Source organism: Archangium lansingense, from assembly GCF_026626635.1.
In the GTDB taxonomy this organism is placed as follows: Bacteria; Myxococcota; Myxococcia; order Myxococcales; family Myxococcaceae; genus Archangium; species Archangium lansingense.
The window spans coordinates 4,378,220-4,401,332 of the sequence record NZ_JAPNKA010000001.1 but is presented as its reverse complement, the minus strand read 5'-3'; the positions used below and the strand labels follow the sequence as shown (position 1 = coordinate 4,401,332).

The 23,113-nt window shown below is 66.6% G+C and carries 23 protein-coding genes and 1 pseudogene; 9 read left to right on the top strand and 15 right to left on the bottom strand.

Going from position 1 to position 23,113, the window contains the following annotated elements:
* Positions 1-2 precede the first annotated feature (2 nt).
* Positions 3-734, top strand: a complete 732-nt coding sequence (locus tag OV287_RS18015) for a M50 family metallopeptidase (protein ID WP_267535266.1) — start codon at positions 3-5, stop codon at positions 732-734.
* Between the two features lie 4 nt (positions 735-738).
* Here OV287_RS18015 and OV287_RS18010 read toward each other — a convergent pair whose 3' ends face one another.
* Positions 739-1,398: an MBL fold metallo-hydrolase gene (locus OV287_RS18010; RefSeq protein WP_267535265.1), complete on the bottom strand. Its 660-nt coding sequence runs from the start codon at positions 1,396-1,398 to the stop codon at positions 739-741.
* A gap of 118 nt (positions 1,399-1,516) precedes the next feature.
* On the opposite strand from OV287_RS18010, the gene OV287_RS18005 reads away from it, so the two are divergent.
* Positions 1,517-2,194 carry a hypothetical protein gene (locus tag OV287_RS18005; protein WP_267535264.1) on the top strand — a complete coding sequence of 226 codons (678 nt, stop codon included), beginning with the start codon at positions 1,517-1,519 and terminating at the stop codon, positions 2,192-2,194.
* 673 nt (positions 2,195-2,867) lie between these two features.
* The gene (locus tag OV287_RS18000) at positions 2,868-4,100 is read left to right on the top strand and encodes a cytochrome P450 (protein ID WP_267535263.1); all 1,233 of its coding nucleotides are present in this window, start codon (positions 2,868-2,870) and stop codon (positions 4,098-4,100) included.
* A 95-nt stretch (positions 4,101-4,195) separates the two neighbouring features.
* On the opposite strand, the gene OV287_RS17995 is transcribed toward OV287_RS18000, so the two are convergent.
* Complete coding sequence (locus OV287_RS17995; protein WP_267535262.1) at positions 4,196-4,960, bottom strand: SDR family NAD(P)-dependent oxidoreductase; 765 nt, start codon at positions 4,958-4,960, stop codon at positions 4,196-4,198.
* A gap of 168 nt (positions 4,961-5,128) precedes the next feature.
* Complete coding sequence (locus OV287_RS17990) at positions 5,129-6,268, bottom strand: leucine-rich repeat domain-containing protein (protein ID WP_267535261.1); 1,140 nt, start codon at positions 6,266-6,268, stop codon at positions 5,129-5,131.
* Positions 6,269-6,436: 168 nt separating this feature from the next.
* Here OV287_RS17990 and OV287_RS17985 point away from each other — a divergent pair, with 168 nt between their 5' ends.
* Complete coding sequence (locus OV287_RS17985; protein WP_267535260.1) at positions 6,437-7,456, top strand: fatty acid desaturase; 1,020 nt, start codon at positions 6,437-6,439, stop codon at positions 7,454-7,456.
* Between the two features lie 179 nt (positions 7,457-7,635).
* Here OV287_RS17985 and OV287_RS17980 read toward each other — a convergent pair whose 3' ends face one another.
* The 5 genes from OV287_RS17980 to rpmG form a co-directional block, all read right to left on the bottom strand.
* Entirely contained in the window at positions 7,636-8,841 is a 1,206-nt protein-coding gene (locus OV287_RS17980; protein ID WP_267535259.1) for a trypsin-like serine peptidase, read from the bottom strand.
* Between the two features lie 294 nt (positions 8,842-9,135).
* The gene (locus OV287_RS17975; RefSeq protein WP_267535258.1) at positions 9,136-9,687 is read right to left on the bottom strand and encodes a hypothetical protein; all 552 of its coding nucleotides are present in this window, start codon (positions 9,685-9,687) and stop codon (positions 9,136-9,138) included.
* A 92-nt stretch (positions 9,688-9,779) separates the two neighbouring features.
* On the bottom strand, positions 9,780-10,175 hold the full coding sequence (locus tag OV287_RS17970) for a hypothetical protein (protein WP_267535257.1): 396 nt from the start codon (positions 10,173-10,175) through the stop codon (positions 9,780-9,782).
* Between the two features lie 155 nt (positions 10,176-10,330).
* Positions 10,331-11,587, bottom strand: a complete 1,257-nt coding sequence (gene zigA / locus OV287_RS17965) for a zinc metallochaperone GTPase ZigA (protein ID WP_267535256.1) — start codon at positions 11,585-11,587, stop codon at positions 10,331-10,333.
* Positions 11,584-11,748, bottom strand: coding sequence for a 50S ribosomal protein L33 (gene rpmG, locus OV287_RS17960; RefSeq protein ID WP_267535255.1), 165 nt, complete (start codon positions 11,746-11,748; stop codon positions 11,584-11,586). Before rpmG ends, zigA begins: the two co-directional genes overlap by 4 nt.
* Positions 11,749-11,862: 114 nt before the next feature.
* Between rpmG and OV287_RS56460 the strand changes: the two genes are divergently transcribed.
* Genes OV287_RS56460 through OV287_RS17945 form a run of 3 tightly spaced genes read left to right on the top strand, consistent with a single transcriptional unit; the run spans position 11,863 to position 13,141 of the window.
* On the top strand, positions 11,863-12,087 hold the full coding sequence (locus tag OV287_RS56460; RefSeq protein ID WP_373371832.1) for a hypothetical protein: 225 nt from the start codon (positions 11,863-11,865) through the stop codon (positions 12,085-12,087).
* A gap of 9 nt (positions 12,088-12,096) precedes the next feature.
* Positions 12,097-12,540, top strand: coding sequence for a GNAT family N-acetyltransferase (locus OV287_RS17950; RefSeq protein WP_267535254.1), 444 nt, complete (start codon positions 12,097-12,099; stop codon positions 12,538-12,540).
* 31 nt (positions 12,541-12,571) lie between these two features.
* Positions 12,572-13,141 carry an SAM-dependent methyltransferase gene (locus OV287_RS17945; protein ID WP_267535253.1) on the top strand — a complete coding sequence of 190 codons (570 nt, stop codon included), beginning with the start codon at positions 12,572-12,574 and terminating at the stop codon, positions 13,139-13,141.
* Positions 13,142-13,174: 33 nt separating this feature from the next.
* Here OV287_RS17945 and OV287_RS17940 read toward each other — a convergent pair whose 3' ends face one another.
* Positions 13,175-14,371: a serine hydrolase domain-containing protein gene (locus tag OV287_RS17940; RefSeq protein WP_267535252.1), complete on the bottom strand. Its 1,197-nt coding sequence runs from the start codon at positions 14,369-14,371 to the stop codon at positions 13,175-13,177.
* A gap of 12 nt (positions 14,372-14,383) precedes the next feature.
* Positions 14,384-14,539 carry a hypothetical protein gene (locus tag OV287_RS17935; RefSeq protein ID WP_267535251.1) on the bottom strand — a complete coding sequence of 52 codons (156 nt, stop codon included), beginning with the start codon at positions 14,537-14,539 and terminating at the stop codon, positions 14,384-14,386.
* Positions 14,540-14,722: 183 nt separating this feature from the next.
* Here OV287_RS17935 and OV287_RS17930 point away from each other — a divergent pair, with 183 nt between their 5' ends.
* A complete protein-coding gene (locus OV287_RS17930) occupies positions 14,723-16,309 on the top strand; it encodes an LVIVD repeat-containing protein (RefSeq protein WP_267535250.1) in 1,587 nt (528 codons plus the stop codon).
* Between the two features lie 222 nt (positions 16,310-16,531).
* Here OV287_RS17930 and OV287_RS17925 read toward each other — a convergent pair whose 3' ends face one another.
* On the bottom strand, positions 16,532-17,095 hold the full coding sequence (locus OV287_RS17925) for a hypothetical protein (RefSeq protein WP_267535249.1): 564 nt from the start codon (positions 17,093-17,095) through the stop codon (positions 16,532-16,534).
* Positions 17,096-17,462: 367 nt separating this feature from the next.
* Here OV287_RS17925 and OV287_RS17920 point away from each other — a divergent pair.
* A pseudogene (locus tag OV287_RS17920) lies at positions 17,463-17,975 on the top strand (RCC1 domain-containing protein); the annotation flags it as partial.
* A 530-nt stretch (positions 17,976-18,505) separates the two neighbouring features.
* Here OV287_RS17920 and OV287_RS17915 read toward each other — a convergent pair.
* The 4 genes from OV287_RS17915 to OV287_RS17900 all read right to left on the bottom strand — a co-directional run bounded on the left by OV287_RS17915 (position 18,506) and on the right by OV287_RS17900 (position 23,099).
* Entirely contained in the window at positions 18,506-18,985 is a 480-nt protein-coding gene (locus tag OV287_RS17915) for a DUF2019 domain-containing protein (protein WP_308809608.1), read from the bottom strand.
* Positions 18,979-20,418, bottom strand: a complete 1,440-nt coding sequence (gene sitA5 / locus OV287_RS17910) for a SitA5 family polymorphic toxin (RefSeq protein WP_444546331.1) — start codon at positions 20,416-20,418, stop codon at positions 18,979-18,981. The genes OV287_RS17915 and sitA5 overlap by 7 nt, the downstream gene beginning before the upstream one ends.
* A 308-nt stretch (positions 20,419-20,726) precedes the next feature.
* A complete protein-coding gene (locus OV287_RS17905) occupies positions 20,727-21,686 on the bottom strand; it encodes a hypothetical protein (RefSeq protein ID WP_267535246.1) in 960 nt (319 codons plus the stop codon).
* 639 nt (positions 21,687-22,325) lie between these two features.
* Positions 22,326-23,099, bottom strand: coding sequence for a hypothetical protein (locus OV287_RS17900; protein WP_267535245.1), 774 nt, complete (start codon positions 23,097-23,099; stop codon positions 22,326-22,328).
* Positions 23,100-23,113: the final 14 nt, after the last annotated feature.

The window sequence follows — 23,113 nt, the reverse complement described above, 5'->3', positions numbered from 1 at the left end:
GCATGCAGACCTCGAGCGGCTCCAAATTGGACTTTGGCCGGGTGGCCCTTCTCCTCGTGCTCCTAGGCGTGGGCTGGTACTTCTGGGATTCACCCGCTGTGTGGCCCCTCAAGCTGTTGGTGGTGATGGTGCACGAGAGTGGACACGCGCTCGCCACCCTGCTCGCCGGAGGTGCGGTGGACCGCATCACCCTGGCTGCTAATGAGTCCGGTGCGTGTCTGGCCCATCTGCCCACCGGAATGATGGCGCAGGTGGCTGTCTACTCGGCCGGCTACGTGGGCAGCGCGCTCGCCGGGGCCTTCCTGCTGCTGGCCACCTTCCGCTTCCGGCTGCGCCGCCTCGTGCTCGTCGCCGCGTGCCTGGGCCTCGCGGTGATGGGCGTCCTCTATGCGGGCGACGGCTTCACCCTGGCCTTCTGCATGGGCACCGCGCTCGTGCTGGGGCTCGCGGCGAAGTACCTCCCGGATGGGGGCGTGGACATGCTCAACCTCTTCCTCGCTGCCTTCACCGCCCTCTACGCCGCGTTCGAGCTGCGCTCGGACCTGTGGAATGGCGCCACCCGTTCCGTCAGCGACGCCTCCCTGCTGGCCGACCTCACCCCCGTGCCCTCCTGGGCCTGGGCCTCACTCTGGTCGCTCGTCTCGCTCGTGCTGCTCGGGCTCTTCGCCCGCTGGTCCTTGCGCGCCGCTCGCCCCGAGGGCCTCGGCTACTCGCTGACCTCCGGCCGCCGCTAGAGGCTCAGCGCCTCGGGCGCATCCGGTAGGCCACGAAGGAGGCCACGTCCGGGAAGGCGAAGTACGGGTTGTGCTGGCGCACGTCACTCATGGCCGCCACCGGTACGTCCGCGTAGTCGTGCCCGGGGAAGAGCCGGGTGCTGTCCGGCACCTTGAGCAGCACCTGCGACAGCGAGCGGTACATGGCATCCGGGTCTCCCCCGCGCAGGTCGCACCGCCCGCAGCCGTTGATGAAGACGGTGTCACCCGACACCAACGCGTCCTGAGCCAGCAGGCAGTGAGAGCCCGGTGTATGCCCCGGGGTGTGCAGCGCTTGGAAGCCCCGCCCTCCCACCGTGAGGGCATCCCCTGGCCCGAGCGGACGCAGCGCCCCACCCGCCAGCTCACGCAGGTCCGCCGAGAAGTCCACCTCGGCGCGCTGGGCGTACACCGGCACATCGTGGCGCGAGAGCAGGTCCGGCAGCCCATTGGTGTGGTCGCCGTGGCAGTGCGAGACGAAGGCACCCACCAGGCGCTTGCCGTCCTCCACGAGGGCCTTCTCGATGGCGGGCACGTCCCATGCCGGGTCCACCACCAGCACCTCCGCCGAGTCCTTCGGACCCACCAGGTACACGAAGTTGTCCATCGGCCCGAGCTTCAACTGGCGCACGTACAGAGAGTCCATCGGCATCCTCCAGCCCCCCACTCTATGCGCTGCACACGAGACAGGGAGCCCGCTCTTGAGGAGGAACAGCGCTTCGCATTTGAATATGGCCCCTTCCCCCAGCCGAGGAGGCCTCCTCTTGAAGCGACCGCTGCTCCCCCTGGCCCTCACCCTGCTCGCCACAAGCGCCATGGCCAAGGATCGGGCCACATTCCGCCATACCCCTTCACTGGACGAGGAGCGCCCCGTGGTGGTGGACGCGACGGTGGGCCCCCAGGGCGGCGACTTCGCGCTGCGGCTGCGCTTCCAGAAGCCCCCCTTCGGCCAGGAGTGCGGCATGCGCTGCGCCAACACGACCGTGCTGCTCGACACGGACGCCAACCCCAAGTCAGGTCTGAAGATCTCCGACAAGGCTCCCGAGAACGGCGCGGACCTGGCCATCATCATCCAGGGGACGCGCGACATGTCCGGCGCGAGCTCGGACAATTACCTGCGCGTGAAGGTGCGGCGGCTCTCGGACGGGGTCGCCACCATCGAGGCGGGCGAGCTGATGGCCGAGCTCGACCACCGGCGCGACTCCGACCGCATCCACATCGAGGACAACACCGTCTTCCTGCTCATCGACGCGAGCGACAACCTGCCCTCGGGTCGCAAGGTGCGCGTCATCTACCACCCGCCCGGCGGCAAGGCGCTCCAAGCCACCATCCCTGGCATGCTCAGCGGCAGTGCGAGCAGGGGTAAAGTGATGATCTTCCGCCGCGGCGGCTGGGGAACGGCCCGTCAGGGCGGCCAGCGCGTCGGGACCGAGAACAAGTAGGGCGCTCCAATGGGGTACCGGGGTCGAACACGTGCAGCCTCGCCCCAGGGGCGGGGGCCTCTCGTGTTCCTGGACCCTTGAAAAGCCGGAAGGGAGAAGGACTCGAGTGGAGCCCTCCTCCCTTCACTGGTGATGGACCCCCTCCCTCGGGGAAGGGGTCGGGGCGGGGGCATCTTGCCTGGCCACCCCTCTCGGGATTCCTGGGTTGCTGGCCTGCGCACCGGGCTGCTGCGTCCGGCGACAAGTGTCCTCAAGGTACTCGAAACACCTGTTGGCCGCTGTGAAGCAGGTCACAGGTTTCATGTGAATCGCTTCACGACGGAAGTCAGAGAAGACAGACCACCTCTCCAAAGGGAAAGGTCCTGGGCTCTCGCCCTCCAGGTGGCACCCCCCAAAGCACGGGCACCGAGGGCACGACATCCGGAAGCTGGACGCCGCCCTGCGCGCCGCCACGGCCGCCGTCGCGCATGGTGCGAGCCGCCGCCGTCATGCGCGCCCAGACGACGCGACACGCGACCGGGAGCGCGAGTTCGCCTGGCTGTTGAGCCAGCTCCATGCGATCGCGCTGGCGGAGCTGATGGACAGCCACACGTCCTAGACCGCTCCTGGTCCAGCCATTGGGACTGGAGCGCGATACCATCGCCCGTGAATCCCCGCCCACAAGGTCCCTGTCATGGATGACGTCTCCGCCCACTTCAACCCGATGGCTCCCGACCAGCTCGCCAATCCCTATCCGCTCTATGAGCGGCTGCGGCGGGAACGGCCCGTCTTCTACAGTCCCACGTTCGATCTGTGGGTCGTCACCCGTTACGCGGACATCTCCGAAGTGGAGAGAGACACCGCGCACTTCTCCTCGGTGGGATCGCTCGATGCCAGGGCCGAACCACACCCCGAGGTGCGCGCCGTTCTCGCGCAGGGGTACTCTCAATTTCTCTCACTCGTCCAGAGCGACCTCCCGGACCACACCCGCGTCCGGGCTGTGTTTGGAAAAGCCTTGAGCGCCCAGCGCATCGCGGCGATGGAGCCCACCATCCGAGCGACGGCGGACGCACTCATCGACGGATTCATCCGCGACGGCAAGGCGGACCTCATCCAACAGTTCGCCTACGCGCTGCCGGGCTTCATCATCTGCGACCTGCTCGGCGTGCCGCGCTCCGATATGGAGCAACTCAAGCGCTGGTCCGATGACAAGACGGCGCTCATGTCGGCGACCGCGCCCATCGAGCAGCTGGTCCAGTGCGCGCACGGCTTCATCGCGATGGAGCGCTACTTCCGGGAGAAGCTCCACGAGCGGCGGAGCCACCCGCGCGAGGATCTGCTGACACTGCTCGTGCCGCAGTCGTTGGGCGGAACCGCGCCCTTGAGCGAGCAGGAAGCGGTGTGCAACGCCATGGACCTGTTCGCCGCCGGCCACGAGACGACGACGGGCCTCATCGGCAACGGCATGTGGCTGCTGTTGAATGCCCCGGAGCAATTGGAGGCCGTGCGGGAGGACCCCAGCCTTCTGCCCAACGCCCTCGAGGAGATGCTGCGCGTGGAGTCCCCCATCCGCGGCTTCTTCCGGACGGTGACGGCCGACACCCCGCTGAGTGGGGTCACCCTCCCGAAGGGCGGGCGGGCGTTCATCCTGTACGCATCCGGCAACCGCGACGAGACGCAGTTCGCCGAGCCGGATCGCTTCGACATCCGCCGCACGGATGCGAAGAAGCACCTGGCGTTCGGCAAGGGCATCCACTTCTGCGTCGGAGCCCCGCTGGCGAAGCTGGAAGGGCGGATCGCCTTTGAGCAGTTGCTGCGGCGATTGCCCGGCCTGCGGCTGCGGATAGACGAGGCCCCGGTGCACCGGCCCTACTTCATGCTGCGCGGCTTCGAGCACCTGCCCATCGCCTGGAACGTGCCCGCGTAGGCCTGGTGCTTTCAACTTCTGCTCTGCCCTGGCTCCTGTCTGCTGAGCAGCAAGACAGGGAGCCCAAGCGTTTTGACAATCACTGGTCCGGGCTCTTAGGAGCGGAAGACCCAGCCGCCGTCCACGGTGAGGGTGGTGCCGGTGGTGAAGGTGGCATCGGAGCAGAGATAGAGGATGGCACGGGCCACCTCATCGGGCTGCCCGATGCGGGCCATGGGGTGGTAGGTCTCGGCCATCATCCGCTGGGTGGCCGCGTCGCCCTGGGTGAAACCGAGAAAGGCCTCCGTCTCGATGGAACCCGGGGCCACCGCGTTGACGGTGATGCCTTCGGAGGCGACCTCGAGCGCGGCGGTCTCGGTGAGGCTCTCCAGCGCGCGCTTGGTGGCCCCATATGGACCCAGCCCGCGGAACGCACGCTTGCCGATGGCGGAGGAGACGTTGACGATGCTGCCGCCTCCGCCCTGGGCCCTCATCTGCCGGAGCTCGGCGCGCAGGCACCAGAAGAAGGCCGTGAGGTTGAGGTGGAGCACCTGGGTCCAGTTGTCGTCGGTGCAGTCGGCGATCGTGCTGGGCTGGCCAGTGGTTCCTGGCACGTTGACGGCGCAGTCGAGCCGGCCAAATGCGGCCACCGTGCTCTCCACGGCCCGGGTCACCTGCGGCGCTTGGGTGACATCGGTCTCGACGAAGCGTGCCGTGCCGCCCTGGCGGAGGATCTCCTCGACCACGGCCGAGCCCTCGGTCACGCGCCGTGCGGCCACGACGACCCGGGCTCCTGCCTGCGCGAGCGTCAAGGCCGCCGCCTTGCCGATGCCGCTACTTCCACCCACCACGAGTGCCACCTTGCCATCAAGTCGAGCCATGATTCCTCCGCGCAGAGGCCGACACCTTAACTACCGGAGCACTGGCGGCGCCATTGCCTCGCACCACCCACGGGGAGGCCTTGCCCTGCGTTGAGCTTCTTCCGGACGGTGACGGCCGACCCCCCTGAGTGGGGTCATCTTGCCGGAGGCTCCGAGTCCGGACAGGGTTCAGTCCGACAGCTCGACCTTCAGCTCCGGGCGCGCCTGCTTCAGGGCCTCGATCTGCTCGGTGCGAACACGGGTCTGGCGCAGGACCAGCTGCTTGAGGGCGGGCATGCGGCCGATCCAGTCGGGCAGCGAGGTGAGCGGGGTGGCCTTGAGGTCGAGGTACCGCAGCTTCGGAAGCTGGAGGAGCGTCTCGGGAAGCTCGCTCAACCCGGTGCCGTCCAGGGCGAGTGACTCCAGGGACTGGAGGTGGGCCAGCTCGGCGGGGAGCGACGTCAGCTCGGGGTTCCTGGAGAGGTTGAGGTTCTTGAGCTTCGTGAGCCGTCCCAGCTCGCCGGACAGGCGTGTCAGCTTCACGCCGGTCGCGGACAGGCTCTCCAGCTCCGTGAATTCACCCACCAGGTCCGGCAGCACCCGCAGCGTCGCGGAGTGGAGGAAGAGGTGCTTCGTGTTCCGGGGATGGCCCGCCAGCAGGGCCGCCGCGCCCTGCTCGCGGGCCTGGGCCGCCGCCTCGCCGTACGAATCCATGAGCAGGCCGAGCGGCTCCCCCAGCGCGTCATCGCGGACCTTGCGCACGGTGGCGGCCTGCTTGCCCAGGGCCGCCAGCTTCTTGGCGAGCCATGCCGTGAAAGGGCCCAGCTCGAGCGTGGGCAGGCTGTCCTCCACGGACCAGACGACCAGGGCATCCCCCTGGGCGCTCTTGCCGAAGCAATAGCCGTTGACGTCGTTGAGGTCCTCCGACGCGAACATCACGAAACGGTAGTCGTGGCGGCCCGCCTCGCGCTCCTCGCGCACCGTCGTCCACTGGCGGCCCGGCTCGCCCATGCCTTGCGACGCCCCCATGCGCCAGCGCGGCGGGAGGAAGGCCAGGCCCTTCTTCCCCGTGTTCACCCAGCGGTAGCCCAGCTCGTCGACGAAGCGCTGGTAGTCATCGGGGAGCAGCGCGCCCAGGTCGGGCGTGTGCTCGAACGTCATCGACAGGGGCTCCAGCTCCGTCGGGTACTGTCCCGAGGTCCGCGGGCCCAGCGCTTCCCGGAGCTGGGCCTCCAGTTCCGTCCACTGTGTCGCGAGCCCGGCGGGCGTCGGCGGAGGCGCTTTCTTCGTCGGGGAGGCGCGTCGTGAGGTCGTCTTCTTGGTCGCCATGGAAGTGTGAGCCCACCAGGAGTGTCGGCACGACCACTACCGGTCCCGCGTGGGACTCACAAGGGCATCTGTCAGCGCAAGAACCGGGTGAGCGCCGCGAAGTCGTCCGGTCCATCACCACCGGCGGTGGGTGGATGCGTGGCTTCTGACTGGACTAGCGTCACAGAGATGGAAGCGGAACAGAGTGAGAGCGCGCGTGTCTCGAAGCAGGAGCTGCAACGGTGGATGACGCGCCGCGACGCGCCAGCGTGGGCACGTGTAGCGGTCCAGGTGCCACTGTTCCTGGGCTCGGCGGTGGCCACGGCGTGGCTGGCGGCCAGGGGTCATCCCGCGTGGATGGGCACCGTCCTCCTGTGTGGTGTGTTCCTGGTCACCTTCTTCCCCTCGCTGCACGAGACGGGGCATCGCACCGCGTTTCGCTCGAGCCTCTTGAACGAGGGGCTCGTGTGGCTGAGCGCGTTCCTGATGTTGCAGGCCCCCAGCTTCTTCCGGGAGTTCCACTGGCAACACCACCGGTCCACGCAGTCCCTGGAGCACGATCCGGAGATCGCTGGCGCGCCAGGGTTTCTCGTGGGGTGGCCTCGAAACCTCGGGCACTACCTGGCGCGAGCGTCGGGCCAGGCACTGTTGGTGGGCAAGGCGCTGTTCACCCTGGCGTCGGCGGTGCTGTTCACGCCGGCTCAATGGCAGAAGGTGTTTCCATTCATCCGGGCCAACCAGCGGCGGCGCATTCAGTGGGAGAGCCGGCTGGTCATCGTGCTCTGGTGCGCGCTGCTCCTCGGGGGCTCCAGGTTCGTCCCCGGGTTCGGCCACGTGCTGCTCGCATGGCCCATCGCGCATGTGCTGCTGGGGTTGTTCGTGATGACGGAACACACGGCCCTCCCCATGGAGGGCAGCCAGCTCCAGCGCACGCGCACCACCCGCTCGAACGCGCTCGTTCGCTTCCTGATGTGGAACATGCCCTACCACGCCGAGCACCACGCCTATCCCGCGGTGGCGTTCCATGGGCTGCCGGAGTTGCACCGGGCACTGGGGCCGGACGTGGAGCACGTCTCGTCGGGGTATCTGGCGTTCCACCTGCTCGCGCTGCGCCATGCGCTGTTCGGGCCGCCCGCCGAGGCCGGCACTCCCCAACCCATGGGGTTCGGAGGAGAAAATGCACCCCAGCGTGGCCCTCAGGACCGATGACACGGCCGAGGTGCTCGCCTGTCGTCAGTGGAATGCCTTCCCGGCGGATGCACAGGCCTGGGACTGGTTCGCGTCCCTCACGGAGTGAGGACACACCGTGAGGCCTGGCACCCGCCGGGTGGAGGTGGCGAGAATCGAAGCCGCCAGGAACCTGTTTCGGTAACGGGCGGCGAGGACGCTCAGTAGATGGAGCGCCAGTACATCATCTGATCACCCAGCCACTTGTCGATGCGGAACGCGATGTTCGGCGTGGTCCCGCTGCAGGCCGAGCCCTTGCACGACTCGGCGATGTTGACGGCCAGGAGGTAGGGCCCGTTCGCGCCCGGGCTCCACGAGTAGAGCGGGCCGCCGCTGTGCCCACCGGACATGTCGCAGCCGTGGTAGAAGTTCCGGTTCCAGCCGCCCACCGGGTTGAAGAACGAGCCGATGTCGCAGGTGAAGCTCTGGCCCCACATGGAGTTGTCCACGCAGCCCGCCGGAGCCCCGACCGAGCCACAGCCCGGGTAGCCGTAGTGGTACGTCGAGTACGAGGCGAGCCCGCTGTCCGAGGAGTTGTAGTAGACCCCCATGTAACCCGGGGTGACGCCCGTCGAGCTGGTGGGCGTGTCCGCGAGCACCAGCACCGCCCAGTCATACTGCTCGCAGACCTGGCGGTAGCCCGTCGTCATCCACTTGTGGCAATTGTTGTCCACGAAGCCCTGGTCCCAGTACTTCCACGTGTGGTTGACGGCGGCATAGGGCTGCGTGGTGCCGTCCTGTCCCGCGCGGAACTGCGGATTCACCCAGTTGCCGTAGCCATCCCACAGGCAGTGGAACGCGGTCAGCACGAGCCGGCCCTCGAACAAGGTACCCGTGCACCAGCTCGAGCCGTTGGGCGACACGACGCCAATGGTGTCTCGCGGCCAGTCGGAGCCCGAGTTGGTCCACCGCGCCCGGCTGTCGAGGCCATTGGACCATCCGCTCGCGCTGCGCGGCTGCTCCGAGGGAAGGCTGCTGCCGCTGAGGCCTCGCTCCCGCAGCGCGGCCCCCACCTTCTCGGCATCGGCTTCCGGCACGCTCACTTCGTAGATCGTTCCATCCGGGCCCATCGCGCGCATCTGGCCACCCGGCTTCTCCAGCCCGATCTGGGGCTCGATCTTCCGGATGGAGGGCAGCTCCCCAGGCTCGGGCCGGGCGAAGCGAGTGACCTTCTCCAACGGGCGGAGGCGTGGCGGGCTCAGGCCCAGCTGGTGGCCGACCCAGTCGGCGGGCACCTCCAGCGTCTGCACCTGGGTGGAGGTAACGGGCTCGCTCGCGCCAGGCTCGATATCCTGGGCGCCGCACGCGCTCAGGGCGAGCGATGCGAGAAAGGTCAGGCCATACCGCTTGCGCATCATGGGCTTCATCAGGGTCTCTCCTGCTCGCGGCATAGGAGCGCCTCGGTGCTCCGGGCGGAGTCCTCTGCTGCCGTCGTCCCCGGGTTCATTCCCGAGACACGAGCGACTTGAGCAAGCGTCAGGCCAGGAGCTCACGGCAGCGATTTCGCGGGGATGCACTGCGACACGGAGCAAGTGGCACAGCTCCGGAGCGCGCATGGCACAGGCCGGCCTGTGCCACTGTGCCACCGTGCCGTGTCCCCTGAAGAGGAGGCCCTGCGAGCCGTTGCCGCCACCCACGCAAGACGAGGTGGAGCGCCTGCTTCAGATGGGCGAGCCGGGCTCCTCGAGCCGGAGCTGCTGGTTGTTGAGGGCCGCCACCAGCTTGCGGACCAGCTCCATGTACTGCGCGTCGGTCATCTGCCCCCGAAGCGTCCGCAGCTCTTGAATCTGTGCGCGGCCCCAACTTCCGGAGGCGAGGCTGTCCTCCACCATCCGATGGACCTTCTCGTAGGCGGCCATGTTCTCCGCGGTGGGCGGCGGTGGAGCCTGCTCCTTCTCCGGGAACCGGGCGTCATCGGCGGAGACCACCGCCGTGCTCAGTTCCTCCCGCAGCATCTGGCGCAGTTCCTCGCGCAACCCCGACAGGTCCATGCCCACCCTGGCCTGGGGACCGGGAGCCACGGGTACGGGGAGGCTCGCCGCTGACGCTTCCAGTCGGCGCGCCAGCGCCTCCATCCGCGCTTCCTGCCGGTCGATCCGCCTCATCAGCGCCTCGGCGGATGGGCGCGGAGTGAACGCATGGGCGAGACCGAAGCCCGCCAGCGCCGTCAGGAGCGGAATGCCGATGCGAGACACTGTCGATGGGATGCTCATGAGACCTCTCGTCCGGGGAAACGGCGTGCCACCAGCGAGCGCCGGCCGCGCCTCTTCGGGACAGATGGGAGGCGCGGCCGGGCCGGTGAAGACTACGGAGTCCTCATGTCCACGTAGGAGCTCGCACGAACCTCAGCGGAGGTGCAGTTGTTGCTCGCATCCCAGTACACGCGAATATACCCGTCATCCGTGATGGTCCTCAGCGCCGACAGAACGGTGGCGGAGGTCGCGATGCAGACGCCCATCTGGCCCGACGAATTCCGGGCGGCGACAATCGCGCGCTCGCCGAAGACGCCGTTGCCCTCGAACACGATTTCGACGAACGACATGGTGTCGGTGGTGTTCCGCGCCCCGCCCATGCTGGCGTAGAAGGTGCGGTTCACGCTGTCGATGACTACGGGGATGCTGTCCCGGTACCCGGCCCAGGCCGTGCCGCCAGCACCGAGGATCGCCAGAGCCACTCCCAGGCCCATCATTCGCTTCATCATCGATATAACCTTTCGTGTGTGGCCCGCACGGGCCGTCAATCCATGGATGGCTTTGCGGCCCTCCTGGTGACGCGCACCCTATGCACGCCGTCTGACGTGTATCTCCAGAGGCAACAACCCCATCCACCCTGTAACCCGAAAGGCTACGAAGGCCGTCATGCCGCAAGCCCCCGGCAAGGTGTCAGAGGACTGGCGGACGGTTCATCCCCTTCCTCGCTCACCATCACCCAGGGGGGGAAGGGATCCTCGAGCTGGCTCCAGCCCGCCGGGCCCGGGGCCATCTCCTCGCCGGTGAGCAGGCACTCCTCGAGTGCCTCGCGCAGCAGTGCCTGGTCCACCTGGCGGGTGATGAAGACGATCTCCTGGCGCCTGTCGCCCCAAGGGGCCTGCATCTCCCGTTCGAGCTCGGCGCGAAGCGCGGGCTCCTCGGGCCACTCCTCCCGGGGCACGGCGGCCCACCACAGCCCCGCGGGCTCGAAGGCACAGGCCCCACCCGCCTGGGCCCATACGCCCGTCACGTCCATGCGCGTGGCCAGCCAGAAGAAGCCCTTGGAGCGCAGCAGGCCCTTCCAGCTCCCGTGGATGAACTCCCAGAGGCGCCCGGGGTGGAAGGGACGGCGCGCGCGGAAGACGAAGCTCTCGATTCCGTACTCCTCGGTCTCGGGAAGGGCCTCGCCGCGCAGCGTCTGGAGCCAGCCGGGGGCGCGCTGGGCCTTCTCCATGTCGAAGAGCCCCGTCTCCAGCACCTCGGACAGCGGCACCTGGCCGTGCCGCGAGCGCACGAGCCGCGCACCCGGGTTGAGCTGACGGAGGATGGACTCCAGTTCCCCCAACTGCTCCGGCGACACCAGGTCCGTCTTGTTGAGCACCAGCACGTCCGCGAACTCCACCTGCTCCACCAGCAGGTCCACCACCGTGCGCTCGTCCTCCTCGCCGGCGGCGAGCCCGCGCTCGCGCAACTCCTCGGTGTCCTCCCAGTCCTTCAGGAAGTTGAAGGCGTCCACTACCGTCACCAGGGTGTCCAACCGGGCCACGTCCGCCAGGCTCCGGCCCTGCTCGTCCGCGAAGGTGAACGTCTCCGCCACCGGCATGGGCTCGGAGATGCCGGTGGACTCGATGAGCAGGTGATCGAAGCGCCCCTCGCGCGCCAGCCGTCCCACCTCCACCAGCAGATCCTCGCGCAGCGTGCAGCAGATGCAGCCGTTGCTCATCTCCACCAGCTTCTCGCCCACGCGCGACAGCGAGGCCCCGCCCTTCACCAGCCGGGCGTCGATATTCACCTCGCTCATGTCGTTGACGATGACGGCGACGCGCCGGCCCTCCCGGTTGTTGAGCACATGGTTGAGCAGCGTCGTCTTCCCCGCGCCCAGGAAGCCCGAGAGCACGGTGACGGGCAGGCGACCGTCCCTCACGGCTTGCCCTCCCGGTACACCACGTGCTTGCGCACGCGAGGGTCGTACTTCTTCTTCTCCAGCTTCTCCTGTGTGGAGCGCTTGTTCTTCGTCGTCGTGTAGGAGTGGCCAGTGCCCGCGGTGGACACCAGGTAGATGATGGTTCGGTTGCCTTTGGGCATGGTGGAAGCCTCTTATCGCCACCTTCATGCAAATGCAACACAGTTGCACATTCTCTCGGCACGGGGACGTTCGGAGGCAGCAACGAGTTCTTCAAGGGCTTTGGCAGCAGCGACGTGAAGGAGGCCACCCGGCTCGTCGACATCTCGCTCGACTCCGGGCTGAACATGTTCGACACGGCCGACGTGTACTCGGGCGGGAATGAGTCGGAGCCATGCCCCGTGCAACAGGCGTTGATCTTGATTGGCATCCCTGGCGTCCATCCGGCTTCACGCAACTTCTCCATTGAGCGTGATATCCATCCACCATCGTGGCAGGACGCGAACAAGCGTTGGCCATAGGGGGCCGAGATGCGGCTGAAGAGACTGAAGGCGGGCGACCGGGAGCTGGCGAAGGTGCTGTTCTCCGTCATGGCGGAGGTATTCGAGGAGGACAGCGAGGAGCTGAGTGATGGCTATATCGACCGGCTCCTCGGGCGGGAGGATTTCTGGGCGATTGCCGCGTTCGTTGACAACGACATCGTGGGGGGACTCACCGCGCATACCTTGCCCATGACCCGGGCGGAGTATTCCGAGATCTTCATCTATGACATCGCCGTGCGAAGCGATCATCAGCGACAAGGCATTGGCCGCCGACTGATCGAGGAGCTTCGGACCCAGGCGGCTGGCATGGGAATCCGGGAGCTGTTCGTCCCCGCCGATAACGAGGATGTCCACGCGCTCGATTTCTACCGCGCCCTCGGCGGGGAGGCCGCTCCGGTGACGATCTTCACCTTCACGGACGATTTTGAGTAGTCACGACCGGCCGCGCCGAGAGGGAAGACCGATGGCGGAGCATGAAGTCCCGGTGCGGTTGCGGTGGACGGTGGAGCAGCTCGTCCTCGCGCCCGGTGCCCGCGTGTTGGAGATAGGCTGTGGAACGGGCGTGGCCGTGGGGCTCGTCTGCGAGCGTCTGAGCACCGGCCACATCATGGGCATCGATCGCTCGGCGAGCGCCATCGGCCGGGCGAGGGCGCGCAACGCCGCGCACATCGCTGCGGGGAAGGCCGGGCTGTGGCTGGGTGAGCTGAAGGACTTCGCGTCGGACGCTGGCGCCTTCGACAGGGTTTTCGCCGTCAACGTGAACGTCTTCTGGACGGGCGCGGCACTGGCTGAGCTCCGGCGGCTGTTCGAGCTGACGAAGCCGGGAGGTGTCGTGCTCCTGGTCTACGAGGCACCTGACGCACGGAAAGCGGAGCGGATCGCGAATGCCCTCCACGAGAAGCTCACCGGGCAAGGCTTCCTGACCACGATTTCGAAAGGCCCCTCACCGAAGCTGGTTGGGATTACCGCCATCCACCCGCCCGTCGGGCCTGCGCGGCCCACTGGCTCTCGAGGGCGCCTCAATCGGCGATAGCCCCGAGCCGGGGAAGCGAGAGCTTCCTCAACGTCACAGAAGCGGGAGCGAGCCGTACTCCCACGACCACGGCGCGCCGGTTTCGCCCAGAATGGCCCTGACGAGACGGGGAAAGGCGGGTTCGGCGCGGACATCGTTGGACAGGAGCACCACGCACCGGCGCCGCCGCTCGACGCAGACCCAGATGTTGCCGGTCGAGTCGTTGTGGCCGCCTTTGAGGAATCCGCGCCCTTGCGGTCCGTCGAACACGACGACGCCGAGCCCGGCCGCGAGATCGCGACGGCGGGACTCGGGAGGAAGTTCCGGCTGCGGCGTTGGAAACTGCGAGGCCGTGCCGATGGGAAGTTGCGGCCGGGTCAGCTCCGCGCGGGTGGCGTCCGTCAGGCCCTCGCCTCGCACGTAGGCCGCCGCGAAGCGGGCGAAGTCGGCGAGGGTGGTGTCCATGGAGCCGGCCGCGCGGACCTTGCTGCGCTCATCATGCGCCTCGACCTTGCCCTCCAGGGTCCAGCCGTCGGCGAGGTTGTCCGCGAAGTCGGGCCGCCAGACCATGCTGGTGTCGGTCATGCCGAAACGATCGAACACGCGGCGCTGCATCTCGCGTCCGACGTCGAGCCCCAGGCCTTGTTCCAGCACGAACTGCAACAGGATGAGTCCCTCCCCCGAGTAGGCGTAGCGGCTTCCAGGGTCGAAGTGGAACCGGAGCTTCCCGTCCGGCTCGAGGAAGCCGAAGTTGGCGAAGCCCGCGCTGTGGGTCAGCAGGATGCGAGGGGTCAGCGCGCGCCAGCGCTCATCGCCAGCGAGGCCGCTCCAGCGGGCGTACCGGTCCTCGAGCTGGGGGTCCGTGTAGTCGGGCAGGGGCTTGGGCAGCAATCGGTCGATCGGCGTGTCCAGCCCAATCACACCTTCTTCCGCGAGCTGCGCGACCATATAGGCGAACACCGCCTTGGTGAGCGAGGCGCCGTACATGATGGTGTCCGGCCGGAGCGGCTCGCCCGCGGCGTTCCGCACGCCGTGGCTTTGGACGTACACCGGCTGGCCATCTTCGATGACGGCGAGCGCGAGCCCCTTCGCACCGGTGTCCTGCATGGCGCGGGCGACTTCGGCGTCGAGGCCCGAGGGGGTCCACGCACGACCGCCCGTCGTGGGAACGGTCGCGCAGCCAAGGGTGCTCGCGAGAGCGAAGGTCATCGTGATTGCCGTGCCGCGTTTCATGGAGATCGTCCGCATCATGCCGTCCGCAGTCTACGCGGACGTGCTACCCCACTGGTTGCCCTTCTTGATGTTCTCGGTGCCGATGGGCGCGCTCAATGACCGGTTCGACTCCAGGCGCCGCATCCAGGCCGGCATGGTGCTCTTCAGCTGGAGCCCGAGGCCGGTACCTCCGAGCAGGAAGTGCACGAGCTGTTGCGCTCGCGCATCGAGCGGCGCTTCCGTCCCGACGCCTCCCGGTGAAGTCCTGCTGAAGGCTTCGCATCTGGCTTCAACTCGCCCGGGTTGACACTTGCCCGGTGGAACCTTCCGCTTGTGCAGGAGTCGAGCATTCCGGAGCATACGAGCCCCTCTTCGCATGGGAGCTGTCGCATGACCTGGATTCGCCTCACCTGGACCCCGCTGCTCGTCTGCGCCGCCGCGCTGCTCGGCTGTCCACCGTCCACGCCGGACTCGCCGGACGCTTCCACTCCGGACGCTTCCACGGGCTACGAGTGGGATGGCGGCTACGTGCCGCTCGAGGAGACGGGCAACACTTGGACGGACACGGGCCCGTTCGCTCCCTGCACCTTCACCACCCCCCTCCTCGGTAGCGCCTGCACCGACTTCAGCATCTTCGACCTCTCGGCATGCAACACGGGCTCGCTCGCGAACGCGGGAACCGAGGGCCAGTACATGCTGACCACCCGCTCCTCGGACGAGCCCCCCTCCTTCTTCACCGGCGGCCTCGTCCTCAAGAGTGACGGCGGCACCCAGTACCTCAACGCCGAGCCCATCACCACGGAGGCAAGGGACGGCAACGCCCGATTCTACTCCTCCACCCGCACCTTCGCGGATGGCGGCATGATCGGCACGCTGCTCGCCACCTGCGAGGCGCCCCAGGCCCCTGGCTTCACCGGCTGCAGCGCCTTCTGCCGCAACGGGAGGATCCTCCTGACGGAGACCTTCCAGGCCAGACGGCTGAAGTGGCGCGATGGAGAGTCCGAGGCCTCGGGGCTGGAGCTCGTCTCCGAGAACCCCGTGGACATCGGCGCCCCGGTGGACGTCTACGTCACCAAGGGCCACGCCTACGTGGTGTCCATCGTCGAGCTGGGCAGGGCCGGCGGCCTCACCGTCTTCGACGTCGGCAATCCATCCGCGCCCGTGAAGGTGAAGACGATCCAACTGGAGACCGACAACTTCTGGAATGGCGTGTGGGCCAAGGGGGACGCGCTCTACGTGGCCAGCGCCAGCAGGGGCGTGCTCGTCTTCGACATCAGCACCCCAGCGGACCCGCAGCTGCTGCGCAAACTGCCCGGCGGAAACATCAACGTCCACACCGTCTTCGCCGAGGGCAACCGCCTCTACGCCGCGTCCTCCTCGGGAGTCCTGCTCTTCGACATCACCACGCCCCTGGAGCCCGTCGAGCTCAACCGCTACGCACCATACCCCGGGCTGCCGCACGACATGTTCGCCAGGGGGGACCGGCTCTACGTCAACTTCGCCTTCCGCGGCTACATGGTGGCGGACGTGACCAACCCTCACGACATCCGGACGCTCGGCGAGTTCACATACCCCGAGCACTACAGCCACGCCAACGCGGTGGGCACCTTCGCGGGCCGCACCCTCGCCTTCGAGGGCGGTGAGGGCCCGGGCGAGCACCTGCGCGTGCTCGACGTCACGGACCCCGCGAACATCGTGAAGATCGGCTCGTTCCGGCTCCGCCCCGAAATCTCCATCCACAACATGGTGTTGGTGGGCAAGAAGCTCTACGTGGCCTGGTACCAGGAAGGAGTGCGCGTGCTGGACGTCTCCAACCCCACCCAACCCACCCAGGTGGCGTACTACAACACCTGGCGCGAGCTGGATTCGGACCCGGGGCTCTACTTCGCCGGGGCCTTCAGCCTCCGCGTCCCCGGCGATGGGTACATCTACGTGGCGGACTCCTGGCGCGGGCTGCTCATCCTGCGCGAGCAGTAGGCCACCTGGTGGGCCGCGAGGGCCTCAGCCATGCTGACGGCCCTCGATTGGCGCTCATCTAGAACTGAGAAAGAGCGACATCATCCACAGTCCGGTCTGCCGGATGGCGGTGTGCCTGGACTCGGAAGGCAACTCCCTCGGAGCTCCAGGCGCGCGTCCGGCTCAAACCTCCCGCCTGGGGTGGCTGTCTGCACAACCACCCCAGACGGTGCACGGCTCAGCTCACTGAATGATGGTGATGATCTGCGTCTCGCACGTGGTTGGGTTGATGAAGGAATTGGCCGCGTCGACCGTACAAACGGCGCCGCCGTAGGTGCCGAAGAAGACCTGCGCCGAGCAGGAACCGCCGACGTCACTTACCTCCACCCGCCAGACACACGTCTTCGAGCCGGCCGGGTTCGCCGGATTGACCGTCCAGTAGTACTGCTGGGCCACCAGCGGCGTGGGGGCGGGGGCGCTGACCTGGAACCCACCATAGCTGCCGGTGGGCACAGGGTGAGGGTTGAACACGCCGTTGAGCGTTCCCGTCAGCACCTGGAGGCCCAGAGAGATATTGGCGCCGGCCTGGTTGAGGACAAAGAGGTTCTCCAGGGCGGGGGCAACGGACGCCACCGGCGCGTCGCGCAGCACGGGAACCTGGACCACTCCCTCCCGGACGGTGACGTACTCGTCACGCTGGGAGAGGAGGTCCAGGAAGAGGCCAGACTCAACCTCCCCCGCGAACGCGATCGACGGCGAGAGGGAAAGCAGAGAGGCTGCCAGGAAACGCTTCACGTTCCTCGTCATGAACTTCTCCTGATTGGGTTGTACTGGGGTTGGCCGAAGCCAATGCCTTACTAGCACCGCCGACTATTCACTTTCAAATCAAAACTCTACTTCACGGCATTTCCTGCAAACCTGAATCATTGCATTCCGAGCGTCGTTCATGGCTTGGATTTCGGCCTAAGGGTTTCCCCTGAGTCTTCCAAAACCATCCGCCTCACTTCTTGAGAGAGCATGCGCACTTCTTGAGAAGGCGTGGGCAGCGCCGGCGATGAGCCCGCGCTCGCACGCGGCCTATGAGAAAACGAAAACGTTCCTGCGTTTGAACAAAATAGATCAGTCCGTGTCTCCACGCGCGCTGTGCGCCTCATCACCAATTTGATCAGGAGTCATGAAAGGGAGATGGACGTCCAGACTGCTGGGAGTCTGGCTCGGAGTGCTGATGGGGGCTGGCTGTGGTCAGCCCACAGTCGAGTCGGGGGAGCATGCGCAGCTCGACGCCCCTCTGGGGGCCTCGCAGCCGCGCTCCCGTCTCGCGGCTAGCGAAAATCACTCTCTGGCATTGCGCCCAGATGGCATCGTCTGGGCCGCGGGCCCCAACTACGCCGGGGGCGGTGGATCCACGAGCAACCCGATGTCGGTGCTGAGCGGAGCGGTCGCCGTGGCCGCGGGCGAAATGCATTCGCTGGCGGTGCGTTATGACGGCGCCGTGTGGGCCTGGGGCGCCAACTCCTCCGGCCAGCTGGGGGATGGCACCACGAGCGGGCGCCTGGTGCCGGTGCAGGTGCAGGGGTTGAGCGGGGTGGTGGCCGTGACCGCGGGCCTCTCGTATTCGCTGGCGGTGCTCTCGGACGGCACCGCGTGGGCCTGGGGCTCCAACTACTTCGGCCAGCTGGGAGTTGGAGGAGTCCCCACCTACTCGACCACCGCCATTCGCTCGTTGCTGTATTGAGTGCAGTGCCAGGGGTCAAGGCGGCGGGCAACCTCTCTTGGAAGCGGCGGGAATCGAAGCCGCGAAGGGCGGAGCCGTCCTCACTCGGGACCAGAGGCACACACCTTATTTTCCCTCTGAAAATGGGGCGCCCATCCGTCCGGGCAAGTCCATGCGCGTCCGTTCGATTTGGTCCCCTTGGACCCCTCGCCGGGCGAAAAGTGGCGAGTCCTTCGCCCCTCGTTCTGGCTTCTGGCGCCGAGGCCATAGCCTACTAACGCCGTACCCTGGTGGCCTCTACCGGCCCAAGGCGTCCGCCGTGCTGCCCTGGCGGGCCTCCACCGGCCCGAGGTGCCCGCCGTGGCTGCCGTGCCCTGGTGGCCTCCACCGGGCCCGAGCTTCGGCTGCCGTGCCCCACCGGCCCAAGGCGTCCGCCGTGCTGCCCTGGTGGCCTCCACCGGCCCGAGCTTCGCCTGCCCGGCACTGGCGCGATCTTCTCAAGATCAACCGCCGCGTTTGTCCCGCTTGCTCCCCCTCCGTTTGTCAGGCGCGGCGCGCTCCGTGCGTGGTCGGCTGCGCTTAGTCGGCGGTGCCGGGCGGGGTTCTTCTGAGGACCCTGCATCATCCTCGGCAGGGTCCAGGGCCCAAGTGCCCTCTTTCCATCGCTTCAAGGCTTCGGAAGCTCCGAACGGAACCAACCCTTGCCCTTTTGCTGCCTCTTCCAAAACTGCTTTAGCCTCTGCCGTCCGATGGCGGAGCAGGAACACGGCAGCCATCACCCGCACGTCCATGCGAGGATGTGAGAACAACACCGCGAGCGCATCGCGCCCGACATCTCCGTGAGAGCGGAGTTGCATGAAAGCGGCAAGCGCCTTTTTAGCATGTTTGTTTCCGGTCCTCGCGTCCCCCTTGAAAATCTCCTCATTCTGGGCCTGTACGTGATAAGCAAACTCTTCGACGAGCTTTTCGAGACTCTTCACCATATCCCACTCTGAATGTTCTTGACTGCAAGAAAGCCAAACGCCCGCTGCGCCTCGTAAGACTGACTGCCTAGCCACTTCCGAACGGTCAATGTGGACGAGCCGGTAATATCATAGCGAATCGAGGAATAGAGGCGGCTCACATCGGTGTGAAGAGTCTTGTCTAGCGCAATGATGTTCTCGGTGTTTTGTAGGGCGTTGCCCCCGAACCGCTTCACGTTGCCTTTAGTCTGCTCCACGATGTGATGCCATTCCTTTCCGGAGCCCGCCTTTCCCATAGCCGACTTGAAGCCACCAAACGACCCCCACGCCCTGTGTCCGTTCGGCAGGAGCTTACCCCGACTCGGGGCAGGGCTCCCAGCGGCAACGCCCCGGGCAGCCATGGCCACGGCATGAGGCGCCAACACCACGCGGATCGTCCCCTCTGGTACAGAGACAATAAGGCGCTCGGCTCCGGTTGCAGTCTCCAGCAGGCCCAACCCGGTACGAGTCGCGACTCTCTCCGACGCTTGCGAAAACCCGGGGAGCTTTGGGGCCTTGGAAGCGAGAGCCGCCGTTTCCCCTATCGCCGCTGTTGTCACCACCACGAGAATACGCACACTGTTAGGACCGATGACACGCCCGAAACGCTCGCCAATCTCGCGCAACTCCGCGAAGGTAGAGGCCCGGGGCGCATCCTCGTAAAGCTCCGCATAGGCTTTTATCAGGTTGAAGAATTCCCAACCGAGATATGCCCACATGGCCGCGCTAAACACCAGAGCCGCGCCCTTTGTTATTGGCTCGGGCACTGGCGCCAACAGCAGCGCCATATAAACCGTGATGCTAATGCTGATCATCGCGAGCATCCGCGTTGGGTCGAGCATGGCCCGCACTTCCGCGTTTACGCCCTCCAAGGCAGGGCCCACCGCCAGGGCAAGCGCAAGGCTGCGCTTGTCGTCATCCTGGAAGCCGGGCCCATCTTCAAACAGCGTCAGACAGTCTCCCGGGGTGCCGCACCGCTCGCAGTGGCGCCCATACGAGCGGGCCAGGTCTGATAGCCACGCTTCGCCCCTCAAGGGCGCGGAAGCCAACGCCAGCCTACGGCCCACATACAACGGTGGCCGAGACACGGCCACCCGAAGCGGCATGTTGAGCCAAAGCGTTGTCATGGCCGCCGAAAACTCTGCGTCGCTCACCTGCACTGGCGCGAAGTCCGTGGGCAGCTTGGCAAAGAAAGCCTCCCCCTCGCTCCCGTCCTCGGCTTCCGCTTCCAGCGCCCACGATTCGGGCGAGTCGTGCGGCACGGGTGGACGGTAACGGGAAGCCATCAACCCTCCACCCATAGGGGCCCCCGTGGCGCACGCTGTAACCAGCATCAGCGCCGCCAGCGCCAGCGCACCCGCGCGAAGGGGCCGCCGTGTGTCCACGGGGCGAGTATCGACAGAACGCCTAGACATTGCCGCACCTCTCCGGGCGAGCCGCCCGAGCTGGAAGCCCAAACCCGTCGATTACAGAAAGCGGCTGACAGCCAGGTCAAGCTGCCGGGTCTGGTGAGGTGCTGAAAACCCATCGGGTAGGTTGGCTTTCCCTCGGGGCCGAGTGGGGCGGCGCTACTACTCGCGCGCCGCGCCTTGCTTCCCAGCTTGCTCCCCAACCGGGAACGTGACGTTCCCGAGGGTGACGGTGCGAGGTCCTTGCGCTTCCCACAGCGTTGTTGACGAGCAGGCTTGTTGATGGGGCTGCGAGCACGCTTGCCGAGAAGGTTCTACGGGAGCTGCTCAACGAGCTGAACTCCATTGGATAGCCCGTGGCGGATGCCGGGCTGCCCGCGAATCCAGCGGAACGTTTTATCGTCCAGCACGCACACCCGCCCTTTAGGGAACCATTCTGGCGAAATAGGAAAGGTCGCCAGAGGGTTGGCGAGCACGGTGCAGGTATACTTGGCTTCCACCTCGCCGCGCAGCAGGTCGATGAGCAACAGGCCAGAGACGTGCTTCCACTTGTCCGTGAAGAATTCGCCTGTCCGAGCTTTTTCCAAGAAAACGCCCCGTCTGGTCTCGATTGTGGACCCCACCAGATGCGTGATGAGGCAGTCGGGCTCCCAGGCCAGAGAGCGCGACCTGTTGGCGCAGATCCCAACAAGAGCAGGCCCTGTAGCCGGATTCCGGAGCTGCTTCCTCGCCTTATCGACAGCTTTAATGACATCTTTATCGTTGTCGCCATCGACGTGGTGGTAACCATCACGTCGCCCTGGTCGGTCTGGAGCCTTTACCTGGAACTCTACGAGCTGGTTCCCCGGGGCTATAAGTGAGCAATCGATGTCGATCGGCCCGCCAGTCTCGGATTCAATGGATTTGAAACTCCAGCCCGTGGCCGTCAGGTAGTGGACGATACGAGCCACCGCGAGGTGATGGTGGAGCTTCAGATGTCGGCGGTCGTTCGGGTCGATCCCGGACGTCTGGTGCTTCACCGGCCTTTTCGCCTGGTCACGGACGTCCTTCATCACCTTCTCTAGGAAACCGTGCTGGTCGGCAGCTTTGAGCCACTGGCCTAGCTCAATCTTCCAGTCAGTCTGAAATGAGGAACCCAGGCGATACGCGATTAGTTCTGAAGGCCAGCCCTCAGGCGGCCCGAAATGTTGATCGACGAGTGCAAGGGCGTCGGCTTCTGGTATCCGATGAAGCTCTTGTACGAGAGCAGAAGGGGATGAGTCGTTCGTTGTCATCGCGCATCTCGACGCCTACCACATAAGCACGCTGACCGACTGCCCCGGAAGTGAGCGTGGTGGTGCGCAGCACGCTGGAACTGGTGGCCACGCCGGATGAGATGCGCGGCAGCGTGGGAACGGTGACATCGTGAGCGAGCGTGCCGTGGTTTGTCCTGGAAGGTAGGGCAGGCAACCCTCGGTGGTAGCAACGACTTCCCGATTACAGCTGGTAGGCGCTGTTGTCGGGGGCAGAGCGGAAGCCACAAGAGGCGAGCCCATCGCCTGAGGCAACGGCGAAGGCGGAGCAGAAGAAGGAACGGGCGCCACGAGTGGATTGGGCCGGGCTGCTGCGCCGGACGGAAAGCTTTGGACGTCTTGGCCTGTGCTGGGTGTGGAGGCAGGCGCCGGGTGTTGGCGTACGTGACAGCACCCAGCGGGGTGCGCGCCCTTGTGGAGCACCTGGGACTGCCCACGCGGCCTGCTCAGCGGACCCCGGCGCAGGGACCACCCCAGCAGGCGTGGTGTTGAGCCTTGAGCAGAGAAGGTGTCAAAGGAATCGGTTCGACACCTCGCCTCCTACGAATCGTCTGACACCCTTCCAGTACCCAACAAAGGACGAGCGAAACCGCGGGCCAGACGCGAGCGGGCCCGCGTCCCTCACTGCCCGAGCGACGAGGGCGGCGGCTTCGCGCTGAAGGAGGGCGCGTAGCACTTGCCCTGGTACTCGAAGAGGTCTTCCGGGCACGGGGCTCTGAGCTCGTGAGTCATCCAGCAACCGCCAACGAGCTCGACCTCGGTGTAGCGGGTGCAGGGCGGGCGCTTCTGTCCCTTCAATGCCTCTTTCGGCAGAGGTCGGGCGAGCACGGGCTGCCCCGAGGGGGTGGTGTCCGCAAGCCAGGCGCGGAAGTCCGACGTCTCGACGGCCGTGGGCACCTCGTGGCGCAGGGGCGCTGGTTGAGCGCTCGGAGGTTGGGACAAGGGGGCCAGACGCACCAGCGCCAGGAGCAGGGCGCATACCGTGACGGCGCTCGCCACGCCCCATCCCAAACACCACCGCAGGCGGGGCTCTTGGGGGTCGGACAGGCCACGGACCATGCGCCGCACTTCCTCGCGCACACCTTCCAACGTGAACTGCAACGACTCCGCCGTCTGCCTGTCCTGGGCCCTGGCCCAGCCGGTGTGCTCCACTTCCATGACCGAGTAGCCTTGCGAAGCCCAGAAGCCGAGGAACACCCGCCAATCCTTCCGCGGTGCCCTCCCCTCCTCTGCGGTGTGCTTACGCACCAGGGCCGTGGCCCCGCTCGTCTCGTGCGTGGCCAGATAGAGCTCCTCCTGGCTGTCGTCGGACTGCTCCACCTGCTCCTCAATCAGGTACGGCCCCACCCGCTCCGCTCCCTCCCCGCTCGCTTCGGGCTTCTTCTCCTCGTCCATGCGTCCTCCTCCCT